14 protein-coding genes and 1 pseudogene are annotated in these 13838 nt (G+C 63.5%); 5 read left to right on the forward strand and 10 right to left on the reverse strand.

Features of this window, described 5'->3' with window-relative positions; translation table 11 throughout:
- Positions 1–145: 145 nt before the first annotated feature.
- The 5 genes from XH89_RS13545 to XH89_RS13565 are packed head-to-tail and all read right to left on the reverse strand — an operon-like array spanning position 146 to position 5043.
- On the reverse strand, positions 146–877 hold the full coding sequence (locus XH89_RS13545) for an aspartate/glutamate racemase family protein (protein ID WP_194467528.1): 732 nt from the start codon (positions 875–877) through the stop codon (positions 146–148).
- Between the two features lie 5 nt (positions 878–882).
- A complete protein-coding gene (locus XH89_RS13550) occupies positions 883–1761 on the reverse strand; it encodes an ABC transporter permease (protein ID WP_194467529.1) in 879 nt (292 codons plus the stop codon).
- A 3-nt stretch (positions 1762–1764) separates the two neighbouring features.
- On the reverse strand, positions 1765–2724 hold the full coding sequence (locus XH89_RS13555) for an ABC transporter permease (RefSeq protein ID WP_194467530.1): 960 nt from the start codon (positions 2722–2724) through the stop codon (positions 1765–1767).
- Positions 2724–4013: a PotD/PotF family extracellular solute-binding protein gene (locus XH89_RS13560; protein ID WP_194467531.1), complete on the reverse strand. Its 1290-nt coding sequence runs from the start codon at positions 4011–4013 to the stop codon at positions 2724–2726. Before XH89_RS13560 ends, XH89_RS13555 begins: the two co-directional genes overlap by 1 nt.
- Before the next feature lie 43 nt (positions 4014–4056).
- Positions 4057–5043, reverse strand: coding sequence for an ABC transporter ATP-binding protein (locus XH89_RS13565; protein WP_194467532.1), 987 nt, complete (start codon positions 5041–5043; stop codon positions 4057–4059).
- 263 nt (positions 5044–5306) lie between these two features.
- On the opposite strand from XH89_RS13565, the gene XH89_RS13570 reads away from it, so the two are divergent.
- Entirely contained in the window at positions 5307–6014 is a 708-nt protein-coding gene (locus XH89_RS13570) for a GntR family transcriptional regulator (RefSeq protein WP_194467533.1), read from the forward strand.
- 116 nt (positions 6015–6130) lie between these two features.
- Here the strand turns inward: XH89_RS13570 and XH89_RS13575 are convergent, their stop codons facing one another.
- From XH89_RS13575 to XH89_RS13585, 3 genes are all read right to left on the reverse strand, one after another.
- The gene (locus XH89_RS13575; RefSeq protein WP_194467534.1) at positions 6131–6757 is read right to left on the reverse strand and encodes a transglutaminase-like cysteine peptidase; all 627 of its coding nucleotides are present in this window, start codon (positions 6755–6757) and stop codon (positions 6131–6133) included.
- A gap of 329 nt (positions 6758–7086) precedes the next feature.
- Positions 7087–7698, reverse strand: a complete 612-nt coding sequence (locus XH89_RS13580; protein ID WP_194467535.1) for a PilZ domain-containing protein — start codon at positions 7696–7698, stop codon at positions 7087–7089.
- A gap of 172 nt (positions 7699–7870) precedes the next feature.
- A complete protein-coding gene (locus XH89_RS13585) occupies positions 7871–8404 on the reverse strand; it encodes an AAA family ATPase (protein WP_194467536.1) in 534 nt (177 codons plus the stop codon).
- 122 nt (positions 8405–8526) lie between these two features.
- Here XH89_RS13585 and XH89_RS13590 point away from each other — a divergent pair, with 122 nt between their 5' ends.
- The 3 genes and pseudogenes from XH89_RS13590 (at position 8527) to XH89_RS13600 (ending at position 10534) form a co-directional block, all read left to right on the forward strand.
- Positions 8527–9678, forward strand: a complete 1152-nt coding sequence (locus tag XH89_RS13590) for a zinc-binding dehydrogenase (protein ID WP_194467537.1) — start codon at positions 8527–8529, stop codon at positions 9676–9678.
- Positions 9679–9717: 39 nt separating this feature from the next.
- Positions 9718–9914 (forward strand): annotated as a pseudogene (locus tag XH89_RS13595) (glyoxalase/bleomycin resistance/dioxygenase family protein); the annotation flags it as partial.
- Positions 9915–10021: 107 nt separating this feature from the next.
- Complete coding sequence (locus XH89_RS13600; RefSeq protein WP_194467538.1) at positions 10022–10534, forward strand: hypothetical protein; 513 nt, start codon at positions 10022–10024, stop codon at positions 10532–10534.
- Here the strand turns inward: XH89_RS13600 and XH89_RS13605 are convergent.
- Positions 10531–11082, reverse strand: coding sequence for a hypothetical protein (locus XH89_RS13605; protein WP_194467539.1), 552 nt, complete (start codon positions 11080–11082; stop codon positions 10531–10533). The two genes, XH89_RS13600 and XH89_RS13605, sit on opposite strands and share 4 nt — an antisense overlap.
- Before the next feature lie 285 nt (positions 11083–11367).
- Here XH89_RS13605 and XH89_RS13610 point away from each other — a divergent pair, with 285 nt between their 5' ends.
- Entirely contained in the window at positions 11368–13377 is a 2010-nt protein-coding gene (locus tag XH89_RS13610) for a DEAD/DEAH box helicase (RefSeq protein WP_194467540.1), read from the forward strand.
- Between the two features lie 75 nt (positions 13378–13452).
- Here XH89_RS13610 and XH89_RS13615 read toward each other — a convergent pair whose 3' ends face one another.
- Positions 13453–13752, reverse strand: a complete 300-nt coding sequence (locus XH89_RS13615; protein ID WP_194467541.1) for a hypothetical protein — start codon at positions 13750–13752, stop codon at positions 13453–13455.
- Between the last annotated feature and the right edge of the window lie 86 nt (positions 13753–13838).

Consider the following 13838-nt stretch of genomic DNA (forward strand, 5'->3'; position numbering starts at 1 on the left):
CGGGACGTCCCGAAAGCGCTACAGTTCGGCAACAAATGGGACCAAAAAGAGGCTGACGGCCAAGAAAAGGGGCATCAGCCGGGCATCGAGATCCGGCGATACCCGTAGAAATACGGGCTTCGCTGACGGCCCAGGCTGGACGGGCTCAGGGCTGAAAGCTTGCGAGCGGACCGGAATAGGGCTTCGAGCGCGGCGCCGCGTAGGGGCCGAGCCGGGACGTCTTCAGGCCGAGCCGGACCAGCCCTTCGGCCAGCGTGATGGCCGCCGCGACGCCGTCGACCACCGGCAGGCCATGGGTGGCGGCCAGCTCAGCGGCGAGGTCGGCCATGCCGGCACAGCCGAGCACGACGGCCTCGGCGCGATCGTCTCTGATCGCGGCCGTGATCTCCGCGGAGATCTTTGCGAGCGCCTCGGTGTTGCGCTCCTCGAGCGCGAGCACCGGGACGTCGGCGGCGCGGACGCGGACGCAGCGCTCGGCCAGGCCGTATTTCTTCAGATTGTGCTCGATCGGCACGATGGAGACACTGAGCGTCGTCACCACGGCAAAGCGCGCCGCAATCAGGCTCGCCGCATGGAAGCCGGCTTCGCCGATGCCGATGACGGGCGCTTTCGCCGCGGCGCGCGCGGCATCGAGGCCGGTGTCGTCGAAGCAGGCGATGATATGCGCGTCGGCACCGTCGCGGTCGGCCTCGCGGATACAGCCGAGCATGCCGGGAACGGCGAAGGCCTCGTCGTAAAATCCTTCGATCGAAACCGGCCCCATTGTCGGTTCGCGTGGGTCGATCACCGTGTCCGGCAGCGCGATTGCACGGGCGGCCGCGGCGATCTTTACCGTCATCGAGGCGGTGGTGTTGGGATTGACGACGTGAAGCCGCATCTCGGTCAGACCAGCCCTTTGCCAGCGTCCGAACCCTTGGCCGCCTGCCGCTTGTTGAGCAGGTGGATGGTGCCGAGCGCAAGCGTGATCACTGCGAAAGAGACCGCGGAGATGATGGTGCCGAGCGCATAGATGTCCGGATTGGTCACCGTCGTGGTGAGGCCCTGGAGATCGAGCGGCAATGTATTCACCGCGCCGATCGCCTGGCTGGAGCGCGCCAGTTCATCCCATGACAGCGTGAAGCCGAACAGGCCGATCCCGATCACCGAGGGCAGGATGATCGGCAGCACGACATGACGGAAGGCCTGCCACGGCGTCGCACCGAGATCGCGCGCGGCTTCCTCGAGCCGGGGATCGAAGCGGTTGAAGATCGCAAACATGATCAGGAGACCGAACGGCAGCGTCCAGGTCAGATGCGCGCCGAGCCCGGAAGTGAGCAGGCCCATCGACGTCTCGAAGTTCTCGTTCCAATGCGCCTTGATCAGATCGTCGATGATGCGGAATTCAAGGGAGATGCCAAGCGAGGTGATGATCGAGGGCACGATCAGGCTCGCAATCGCCGAGTAGAACAGGATGCTCTGCGCCTTGAACTTCCTGCGGAACGCCATGCCGGCGGCAACCGACAGCACGACGGTGACGGCCATCACGATCACGCCGAGCAGCAGCGAGCGGCGGAAGGAGGCGCCGAGATCGATGATGCCGGTGCCCTGGAACAGCTTTGTCAGCCAGTAGGTCGACACGCCGTTCATCGGGAAGGTGAGGCCGCCTTGCGGCCCCTGGAACGACAGCACGTAGATCGCGATCATCGGGCCGTAGAGAAACAGCACATAGGCCGCAAAGAAGATCGCGAGAACGTAGAAGCTGCGCGGGCGTCCTTCCTTCATCGCCTACAGCTCCTTCTTGATGTCGACGATGCGCGACATCATGGTGATGATCAGGAAGGTGATGACCAGCAGGATCACGGCATTGGCGGCCGCGGCCGGGAATTGCAGCGCGTTCACCCGCGTCTCGATGATCTTGCCGGCGGCGGCGATCTGCTGGCCGCCCATCACGCCGATGGTGATGAAATCGCCCATCACGATGGTGATGACGAAGATCGAGCCGATCACGATGCCCGGCTTGGCGAGGGGAATAATGACGTTGATCAGTGTCTGAAGACCGGTGGCGCCGGCGTCATAGGCCGCCTCGATCAGCGATTTGTCGATGCGGATCATCGAATTGAATATCGGCACCACCATGAAGAAGGTGAAGAGGTGCACCAGCGCCAGCACCACGGAGAATTCGGAGAACAGCAGCCATTCCACCGGCTGGTTGATCAGTCCCGTCTTGATCAGGCCGGAGTTGACGAGGCCGTTGCGGCCGAGCAGCGGGATCCAGGCGATCATGCGAATGACGTTGGAGGTCCAGAACGGGATCGTGCAGAGCAGCGATAGTCCCATCTGCCAGGTCTTCGACTTGACGTGGAAGGCGAGGAAATAGGCGACCCAGAAGCCGATGAAGAGCGTGATGGCCCAGACCAGGAAGCACAGCTTGAGCGTCTTCAGATAGGTCTTGGCGATGGTGCAGAGATCGGGGAACTGCGCGATGCAGCCCTCGAACGTGTCGGTGTAGCCGCGACCCGAGAAGGCCGGCAGCAATTGATATTCATTGTAGTCCCAGAACGAGACGATGACGACGAAGACGAGCGGAATGAGAAAGAAGGCGAGAAACACCAGCATCATCGGCCCGGCCTGGAGCCAGGAGACGAAGGAGGGCGACAGGCGCGCCGCTTTCGCAGGGCGCGCCGTGTCCGATCCCCGGACGAGATCCGGGGATACCTGCTGCAGGATGTCTTCCGACGTATCCATCACGCGGCGATGAACTCGTTCCACTTGCGGACCATGTAGTCGTTCTCGTCCATCACGGCATTCCAGCACGCGACCGCGCCCATGCGATCCTCGTAGGAGCCGCCGTCACGAACCGCGCCGGCCTTCTCCAGCAGCGAGCCGTCGGGCGCCTTAATGTCCTTCTCGGCGGGCTTGCCTTCCATCCAGTAGGCCCACTCGTAGGGCTCCATGTTCGCCTTCGCGGTCGAGAGCACGGCCGAGTAGTAGCCCTGGCGGTTGAGATAGGCGCCGGCATAGCCTGACAGGAACCAGTTCACGAACTCATAGGCCCAGTCGAGCTTCGGACCAGATACGCCCTTGGAGACGCAGAAGCCGGACGCCCAGGAGCGATAGCCTTCCTTCAGCGGCTGGAAGGTGCAGGCGATGCCCATCGAGCGGACCTTCGTGACGGCCGGGGACCACATCGACTGAATGACGGTTTCACCCGAGGCCATCAGGTTGACGCTCTCGTTGAAATCCTTCCAGAACGCGCGGAACTGGCCGGCCTTCTTCGCCTCGGTCATCACCTTCATGGTGAGATCGATCTCTTCCTTGGTCATGTTGCCCTTGTCGGCATATTTGTGTTTGCCGGTGGCTTCCACGACCATCGCGGCATCCATGATGCCGATCGAGGGGATGTTGAGGATCGAGGCCTTGCCCTTGAACTCGGGATTGAGCAGCTCGGACCACGAGTTGATCGGGCGCTTGATAAGATCAGGACGGATGCCGAGCGTGTCGGCATTGTAGACGGTCGGGATCAGCGTAACGAACTCGGTCGCCGTCTTGGAGAAGGTCTTGGAGTCCTTGCCTTCGAGATAGAGCACCTTCCAGGGCGCGGTGCCCTGGCCGCCGATCTTCTTGCCGCCGGGCGTCTCGCCCTTGGTGAAGACGGGGGTGATGTTGTCGAATTCCTTGATCTTCTTGGCGTCGAGGGCAAGGATGTTGCCCGACGGCACCAGCTTCTTCAGCGAGAAATATTCGGTGTCCAGCACGTCGAAGGAGTTCGGCTGCGTCATCACGCGCTTGGTGACGTCGTCGGTGGTCGCGGTGATGTATTCGATCTTGATGCCGGTGTCCTTCAGGCACTGCTTCGAGATGTCGTCGCCTTCGTTCACGGCCGTGCCGAGATAGCGCAGCACCTTCGGCTCGGCCGACATCACATAGGGGAAGCCGGTGATGGCGCCGGAGCCGGCGGCAAGGCCGGCGAGACCCGCGGTGCCCTTGAGTAGCGTACGGCGGCTGACGCCGGTCTTCTTGGTGGTCTCGGTCATTCCAGTCACTCCTCTGTGTTGCGCATTTTCTATGATGACGGCGCTATTGCAGACGTTGCGCCTTGGTGGGATCCCAGGTGGCCAGCACGCGGTCGCCCGGCCGGAACGGATGGACGTCGAAGGTGGTTTCGGGAACGTGGGAGAACAGGGCGGTGCCGTCGTCGAGCGTGAGCGAGACGGCGATGTAGGAGCCCTGGTACTCGGTCTGGGTCAGCAGCGCCGGCGCGCCGAACGCGCCGTCAGTGAACGGCACGATGCCGAGCTGATCGGCGCGCACGGCGATGAGGTTGCCGGCGTCGCTGAGCACGTTGTGGCCGCCGATGAAGCGCGCCACGAATTCGGTGCGGGGATGGTGGAAGATGTCGCGGGCCGTGCCCTGCTGCTCGATCCTGCCGTGGTTCATCACCACGATGTGGTCGGCGAGCGCCATCGCCTCTTCCTGGCCGTGGGTGACCTGGATGAAGCTGATGCCGAGCTCGCGCTGCAGCCGTTTCAGCTCGCCGCGCATCTTCACCCGCAGGAACGGATCGAGCGCGGAGAGCGGCTCGTCGAGCAAGAGGATCTGCGGCTCGGTGATCAATGCGCGGGCGAGCGCGACGCGCTGCTGCTGGCCACCGGAGAGCTGGGCCGGCAGGCGGCCGGCATAGGGGCTCATCGCGACGAGCTCGAGCAGCTCGCCGGCACGCTTGTGGCGCGTCGGCTTGTCGATGCCGCGCATTTTCAAGGCAAACGCCACGTTGTCGAGCACAGAGAGGTGCGGAAACAACGCATAGGACTGAAACATCATCGCCGTGCCGCGCTTGGCGGGCTCGAGGTCAGTGACGTTCTGCGCGCCGAGGATGATGTCGCCCGCGCTGACCGCCTCATGGCCGGCGATCATGCGCAACGTCGAGGTCTTGCCGCAGCCGGACGGACCGAGCAGGCAGCAATAAGTGCCAGCGGGGATCTTCAGGTTGACGGTGTCGACCGCCAGCGTCGTGTCATAGCGCTTGGTGACGGCGACCAGTTCGAGAGCGGCGGGAGTGGCCATGGCGTGTCCGCTGGGAGGGCGATGCTGCGCTTCTCTCCGCAAGGTCCGTGCCAACAACGCCAAAATCGGCGAATTCAAAAACTGTGCAATGGAGTCAGGTCGTTAGATCATCCGGCGCGATTGTGCGGAGCAGCGGAGGGCAGGGGTCTGCACACGAAATGGGCGTAGATTGTATAAAGTTTCGCCTGTGATTGGATACAGCTCGTCGATTACCATTCGAGACTGACCGCCGCCGATCGCCCTCAAACTCAACCTTCGAACCGATGGCCGCCAAATCCCGCCCGAAATCCGATGCGCCCGACGTGAGCGATCGCGTCAGCCGGATCAGGGAGGGCGTCACCGCGGCGATCCTCGAGCACCGCCTGCTGCCGGGCACCAAGCTCGGTGAGGACGAGATCGGCGAGATCTACGGCGCGAGCCGCACGCTGGTCCGCACCGCGCTACAACAGCTTGCGCATGAGGGCATCGTCAACATCGAGAAGAATCGCGGCGCCTTCGTCGCGCGCCCGACACCGGCGGACGCCCGCGAGGTCTTCGAGGCGCGCCGCCTGATCGAGCCCAGCATCGTCGATCACGCCGTCGATGCCGTCTCGCCGGCCTGGATCGAACGGCTTCAGCAGCATCTCACTGAAGAGCGCGAGGCCGAGTTGCGGGGCGATGCGCGCGCCTCGGTCCGGCTCTCCGGCGAATTTCACAAGCTCGTCGCCGAGATGAGCGGCCACAGCATCTATCTCGGCTTCCTGAAAGAACTGATCGCGCGCTCGTCGCTGATCATCCTGCTCTATCGCCGTCACGACACGCCGGCCTGCGGCACCGATCATCATGCCGAGATCGTCACCGCGATCCGCAAACGCGACAGGGAGGCCGCGCGCGCGCAGATGCTGTCGCATCTGAACGAGATCGAAGCCGAGCTGTTCCTGAAAGATCCCGCCGCCGACGAGCTGCGGCTTGCGGATGTGCTCGGCGCGTAGGGCACTCGCAAAAAAAGTTGCGCCCAGCCATTGGGGGATGGCTGGGCGCGCGCGAACCGGTCTGGGACGGGGAGGGGTGGGGATGTGACCGGGTCGCGTAACTCGTCCTCTCGTAACTACTGATCTCTTGCGCTGGCGGTGGAGACCGCCGGCTTGGTATCGCCGAGCGACACCCAGACATTGGGATCGCTCTGCGACTGGCGTTTGACGAAGCGGTAGCCGGTCTCCGTCCAGGCAACGACGTTCTCGTTCTGATTGTCGAGAACGAACTCGCCCTTGTCGGTCTTCACCGTCAGCACCGCGTGCCCTTCGCCCTTCTTGTCGCGCACGACGGTGATGAGCAGGGCCTCGCGTGGCCAGCCGGCGTCCATCAGCATCTTGCGCTTCAACAGCACGTAGTCTTCACAGTCGCCGTAACCGTCTGTCGGCAGCGACCATTTTTCGATCACGCCCCAGTGGTCTTGGTCGGTCAAAGGCTTGACGGTCTCGTTGACCCAGCGATTGACCTTGACGAGGTCGCGCCACGCGGTCTGCGACATCACGATGTCGCGCGGCTGCGTCGGTCCGCCCTGGCACTGGGCGGCATTCTCGGCACAAAATTCGACCCAGCCGATCGGCGCACGCGTGGTGTCGCCGAGGCTCGCGTAGAGCAGGCGGCCTTCACCGGCCTGCGCTGCCGCGCCAACCCCGAAGAGCATGGCAGCCAGTGCCAATGCCTTCCCCTGTCCCCTGAAATCAAACATTGCGGCCCCCGTTTCTTGTTGGGACCACATTGCGCATGGAGCTTTTGAGTTGCCGCTAAGTCAGCCAAGTCAACTCGAGACGAATGCAAGTAAAAGGCTCCGCGAATTCGATCTATACTTGAATCGAATTCGAATAAAATTTGAGACAACTGCAATTGATTCAAATTGTAGGGATTAACGCGGGGACGCTGGCGGAACTGCTGTTTCTGCCCCGGGAAGGTCGCGCGTTAACCCGCGCAAGGCTGCAGCCAGATGCAAGAAAGGCGGTGTCCGCATCGCGGAGGCCGCCTTTGAGGCTGGACTATCGGGGATTCCGGCGCGCTTTCGCTTTACCGCGCGGTAACGCTCTCTTCGAGAGTCTCGATCGGCTGCTCGTGCAGAAACTCCAGCGCGAAGCCGTCTTCGAGGTTTCGGACCACGCGGCCCTGGACCCGGCCGAGCAGGACGATCGATTTCAGCGGTGGGCGGTTCTCCGCGGCGATCGCCGCGCCTGACAGCGACAGGTCGATGATGCGGCAGGTCATCTTGGTGCCGTCCTCGAGCGTCAGCACCGCGATCGGGTTGCGCGGCACGATACGGTCGTGGCGGCGATCCTCCGGCAGGTTGAGGATGTCCCGGTTGGCAAGCCACGTCAGCTGGGCCGCGAGCTTGTCGCGCTTGCGCGGCGTTGCGCCCACCGTCATGGCGAAGCCGTTGTCGATGATCCTTGTGATCTTGCCCTCGACCCGGCCGATATGGTCGAGATAGGCGACCACGCGGTCGCCGACATTGCCGATGCCGGGCGCGAGCAGCGCAAGGCCCCCCGGCGACATGTTGATGACCTGGCAGGGGAATTCACGGCGATCCGGCAGCATGTAACGGCCGAGCAGGTGCACCTTCACCCGCTGGAAACGCCGACGCTCCTCGGCGGCCGGAAGAAATTTTTTGTTCGCCAACGCCATTTTCACAACCCGACCCCCCGCCTGGCGGAGTCCAGGACGACCCTAAGGTGCATAGGGTTAATGCCGCGTTATGATTTCGCGCGGCGATTACGAACAGACACAATCGGTTCAAACGGCCATATCGGTGACCGAGAGGACGCCCAAATTGTGTGCAATCGCGACCGTTACGAGACTACGAAGCCGAGTCGCCGATCTTGCCGCGAACATAGGCTTTCGCCTGTTCGACGAGATCATCGACCGTGCCGACGGCTGCATCGAGCACGAGATGCTCCTGATCCCACGGCTCATAATCGCGGTTCACGATCTCGTCCCAGCCTGGCAGCTCCTGACCGCTGACGTCGGGGGATCTGCTTTCCACGCGTTGCCGATGCAGGGACAGGTCGGTGCAGATCATCTCGATCTCGATGATGCAGGCCGAGCTCTGCAAGGCGGTCTGCTGCCAGCCGGCCCGGCTTGCAAATACCGGGTTGACGCAATCGGCAACAACGGGGCGGCCGATCTTGAGATTTTCGGCCGCGAGTGCGTTTGCGATCGCGTAGCCCGTTGGCCCGACTGCGAGGCCTGCTTGCCGTAAGCCCTGTTCGATAGCGTCGATTCGAAGGTAGGTCGCTGCAAGCCGCGTTGCCAGCTTGCGGGAAATCGCCGTCTTTCCCGTGCCGGGCAGACCTCCGAATACGATCAGTGCTGGTGGTCGATGGCTCGTCATGTCTCGTGATCAGTCAGCGTTCGAACGTATACAACCACACCTTGGCACGATCGCGCATCTCACATACGCTTCGCCTCAGCCCGCAACAATCAATCACAACAAGCGGCATCGAGGAAACGGCCATGGACCAGATCCGCGTATGCACTCACGCCGGACCCGGCTCGAAGCCCGTCATCAAGACGGTGCCGTGGCCGAAGGTCGGCCGCAAAGGCGCGCTGATCAAGATCGGCGCATGCGGCGTCTGCGGCACCGATCTGCATATCCTGAAAGGACATTGGCCGAAGCCGCTGCCCTGGCCGTTCACGCTCGGCCACGAGCTTGGCGGCGTCATCGTCGAATGCGGCGACGAGTTCACCGAAGACTTCATGAGCAAGCCGCTCAAGGTCGGCTCGAAAGTGATGATCCCGCCGCTGATGCCGTGCGGCAAATGCTATTATTGCATCCACTATCCGCTAGTAGCCAACAAATGCCTCACGCCGGTCTATTACGGACGCTATCTCGGCTTCGACAAGGCGCCGCATATGTGGGGCGGCTGGGCCGAATATGTCTATGTCGATCTCGACATGCTACCCGGCACCAAGATCTACAAATTGCCCGACGACATGTCGCTGCGGCTCGGTGCACTGTCGGAGCCGCTGACCTCCTGCATCCGCGCCTTCAACCGCGCAAGCCGCGCCGGCGGCTTCACCTGGGCCGACACCGTCGTGATCCAGGGCTCTGGCCCGATCGGCATTCTGGCGGTCGCGGCGGCGAAGGAGATGGGGGCAGGGCGCGTGATTTGCGTCGGTGCGCCGGAAGAGCCGCGGCTCAAGCTCGCGCGCGAGTTCGGCGCGGAAGCCACCGTGAACATCGAGGAGATCACATCGCCGCAAGAGCGCATCGCGCGCGTCCGCGAGATCGTCGGCGGTTTCGGCGCTGATCTCGTGATGGATTGCTCGGGCCACCCCTCAGCCGGCCCCGAAGGCATCGAGATGCTGCGCGACGGCGGCACTTATGTGGAGATGGGCCAGTTCACCGACGCCGGCTCGATCGAGACGTCCTGGCATCGCATCTGCACCAAGGACCTCAACGTGCTGGGATCCTGGGGCTTTACCGGCAATGATCTGCCGCTCGGCGTCGACATGCTCTATCGCACGGCGAGCAAATATCCCTGGCTGAAGATGCAGACGATCTATCCGTTCACGGAGGAGGGCGTCGCGCAGGCCGTCAACGACGCGATGGCGATGAAGACGGTGAAGTCGACCATCGTGCCCTGGCCGGATCTGGTGGAGTGAGGTCTCGTAGCGAGATTTTAGCCCGAGTTTGGAATAAGGATGATAAACGAACCAGGCCGCACCTGCTCATCCATCGACTACACCGTCATCTTCGTCCGCGACATGATCGCGATGCGTCGCTTCTATGAGGATGTGCTCGCTCTATCCGCGCTACGCGAGCTGTCGCCCAACTGGATCGAGTACGGCCTGGGCAGCACACGCTGGCGCTGACAAGGCCGAGCCGGCCGAGCTGTGAACCCGGCAGGTCCACTGCCCCAAAAGTTCCACAAGGAATCCGCGAATGATCCATGTGGAGGGGAAACTTTAGCCCAGGTTCCGGTTTTCAGTTCACGGGAGAGATATCGTGAAGCGAATCCTGAAACCGGTCACCTACATCCTGGCTGCCATCTACTTTCTGGTGGATGCGGTGTTCATGGCCGTGGCGCGGCCGATCTCCCGATGGCTGGCGCAGCATTTCGAGTTCAAGCGGTTGCGCGCCTGGATCAGGTCGTTGCCGCCTTATCCGTCGCTCGCGTTGTTCTCCGTGCCCGTGATCATTCTGGAGCCGATCAAGCCGGTGGCGGCGTACCTCGTCGCGACCGGTCAGTTCCTGAGCGGGGCGGCCGCGTTCATCGGCTGCGAGCTGCTCAAGCTCGTGTTGGTCGAACGCCTGTTCCATCTGACGCGTGACAAGCTGATGCGAATTCCGGCATTCGCGTGGGCCTATACCAGGTTCGCTGAGATGAAGGCATGGCTGCAGGCGACCGAAGCCTGGCGGGCCATCCGCGCCTTGAGCTTCGCCGCAAGAGACTATGTGGTGCGCACCAGGGCAAAGCTGACCGGCGGTGTCAGCAGGCTCGTCACCTCGAGGGATTAGAGCCGCGTCGCGGTCGATCTCATTCCGTCGACCTCCGGGGACGCATCAAGCTCACTTGCCTTCACCACCGTCGCACCCACCACCTTCGTGCCCTCGAGCTCCCGAACGATGCGTTCGTCGGGTCTGACAATGCCGAGGTCGAACTCGCGCTCGGGCGTGACCAGGATCATGCGCTGGCCGACCATCACGACGACCGTCATGTCGTTGCGCTCGCCTTCCTTGGCCCAGGCGCGGATATCGCTGGCGTAGGGCTCCCGACGCCACGCGTTGGGAGAGCCCGGGTCGCAGCGGATCTCGATGCCGTCCTCGGACGTCGTCAGAACCAGCTTCGAGCGGCTCGGCTTCCAGCTCGCATCGAGGAGGTCGTTGACGAGCCAGAGGCAGGCGAACGCCTCGCATTCGGCTGGCCGCCTGTCATAGATCGCGCAGCCGCGGCCGGGCTTGCAATGCGGGCACCAGGCGCTGGCCGGCTTGGCGAGTGCTTCGATAGCCATCACCTTGCAGCAGAGCGTGCAGTCGCCGCACTGACGTTCGCCCGACATGGTCATACATGCATCCCTGGCACGTCCGAATGCGTGCAATTTAAGCGAGATGACCGCGAAAGTCCGCCGTTCCGGGCCAAAACCGCGCAGAATGAGCAGGGGCGAGCGTCCCGGGCTTGTTCACCTTCTCGCCAATGCCATGCATCAAAGGCATGGTGATTTGGCCGCCACTGGCGTAAAGAGCGTCCAAATCAAGATCATCATGGGTGTGACCGGGCCTTCTGCCGCGACGGCAGCATCAGGCCCTCGGCTTTCCGTTCCGCGCCCGGACCAACCAAGGTTTTCCATCTCGTGTCTTTTCCGGCCCTGACCCCGCCGCTCGCCCGTGCCCTGGCCGAGCGCAATTACGATTCACCGACACCGGTTCAGCTCGCCGTGCTCGGCGAGGAGGCTGTCGACCGCGATTTGCTGGTGTCGGCCCAAACAGGCTCCGGCAAGACCGTCGCTTACGGTCTGGCCATGGCCAGGGACCTGCTCGATGACGCCGAGCGGTTCGCGCAGGCCGACGCGCCGCTCGCTCTGATCGTCGCGCCGACCCGCGAGCTCGCCTTGCAGGTCCAGCGCGAGCTGACCTGGCTCTATGCGAATGCTGGGGCGCGCGTCGTCTCCTGCGTCGGCGGCATGGACCCTCGCCGCGAGCAGCGCGAGCTTGCCGCCGGCGCCCACATCGTCGTCGGCACGCCCGGCCGCCTGTGCGATCATTTGCGGCGCGGCCGCCTCGACATTTCGGAATTGAAGGTCGTCGTGCTCGACGAGGCCGACGAGATGCTCAATCTCGGCTTTCGCGAGGACATGGAGTTTATCCTCGAGACCACTCCGGAGACGCGGCGCACGCTGCTGTTCTCGGCGACCTTTCCGCGCGGCATCGTGGCGCTGGCAAAACAGTATCAGCAGGATGCGTTTCGCATCGAAGTGGCGGGCGACGAAGGCGGGCACGCCGATATCGAGTATCGCGCCATCCGGGTCGCTGCAGGTGATGTCGAGCATGCGGCCGTCAATATCCTGAGGTTCTACGAGGCGCCGAGCGCGCTCGTGTTCTGCAACACGCGCGACGCCGTCCGGCATTTGCAGGCGGCGCTGCTGGAGCGCGGCTTCTCCGTGGTCGCTCTGTCGGGCGAGTTGACGCAGAACGAGCGCACGTTGGCGCTTCAGTCGCTCCGGGACGGGCGCGCCCGCGTTTGTGTCGCGACGGACGTTGCCGCCCGCGGCATCGATCTGCCGAGCCTCGACCTCGTCATTCATGCCGACCTGCCGAACGACCCTGAAGTGATGCAGCATCGCTCGGGCCGCACCGGACGCGCGGGCCGCAAGGGTACAAGCGTGCTGCTGGTGCCGCCAGCCCGGCGCCGTCGTGCAGAGTTGCTGCTCAATCTGTCAGGCACCGAGGCTGTCTGGGGTTTGGCACCGCAGGCCGACGAGATCCGCAAGCTCGATCATGAGCGCATGAAGGACGTGTTGTTCACCGAGGAGACGACATCAGACGATCTGGAGTTGGCGAAGGCCCTGCTGGCCGAGCGCTCGGCCGAGGAGATCGCCGCCGCGCTCGCGCGGCTCTATCGTGCGCGGCTGCCGTCGCCTGAGGACATCATCGATCCCGGCGAGGATCGCGGACGGCGCGAACATCGCAGCCGCGACGATCGTGCATCGCGCGGCGACGATCGCTCCGAGCGGCCTCGCGCCAAAACGGGCAAGGGATCGTCGAAGCATGGCATGACCGAGCCCACCGTCTGGTTCCGGGCCGCGATCGGGCGTCGCAAGAATGCCGAGGCGCGCTGGCTGCTGCCGATGATCTGCCGCCGCGGCGGCATCGACAAGCGCGACATCGGCGCGATCAAGATCATGGACACCACGACCGAGTTCGAGATTTCCGAGCGCGTCGCGGACGCCTTCGCCGTCAAGATCAAGCGCCCGGACAAGGAGGATAGCATCCGCATCGAGCCGATGACGGGTGCGCCGCAAGCGAAGGCGCCGGCGGAAAAAGGCTCACGTGCTCCGCTGCGCGATGAAGGAGACGACGATCACGTCGTTCGTCGCAGCGACGATCCGTGGAACGCGGACGAGCCGAAGTCGCACGACAGGCCGCGCGGAAAGGCTGAAGCCATGCACCAGGGCAAGGCACACGCCAAGCCTCAAGTTAAGCCCCACGGTAAGCCCCACGACGGCGGCAAATTCGGCAAGCCGGCCTTCGGGAAGAAGAACAAGAAGTTGGGAAACAAATCCGGTGACGCCAAATATGCCCCGTCGGTCACCGAATGGCCGGGTGCCTCCAGGGAGAAGAAAAAGAAGAAGCGCCGCGGCTGAACTGCCGCTGGTTGCGGACGGCAACGATGCCGCCGGATTGCACCGGCGACATCATCTGAAAAGCCAGCTGTGAGCTCAGCGTCCGCCGCCGCCACCGCCGCCTCCGCCACCTCCACCGCCGCCACCACCGGCGTCACGCATGGCGGAGCTGTAGCGCGGGTCGGACTGCTTCATGTAGGTCGGCGAGGTATCGCGGTCTAGGCGAATGACGAGGCGCCGTCCGGGGCTCGGCTCTTGCAGGTTGATCCCGCAGCTTTCGAACAAGCCGAGGTCGCAGCCATAGGTTCGCAACTGCGCCGCGTTGGCACTGGTTGCGGTGAATGCGGTCGTCGCAGCAAATGCAATCAAAGCAATTTTGGGCAATGTGAGTTTCATGGAAATTCTCCAGCCTCGGTTTTGCGAGACCGGAACGGCTCGCACAGTCCTTCGACGGAGGCTGATCGAAACCGGTTCGAGGCTTG

The organism is Bradyrhizobium sp. CCBAU 53340 (assembly GCF_015291645.1).
Taxonomy (GTDB): domain Bacteria; phylum Pseudomonadota; class Alphaproteobacteria; order Rhizobiales; family Xanthobacteraceae; genus Bradyrhizobium.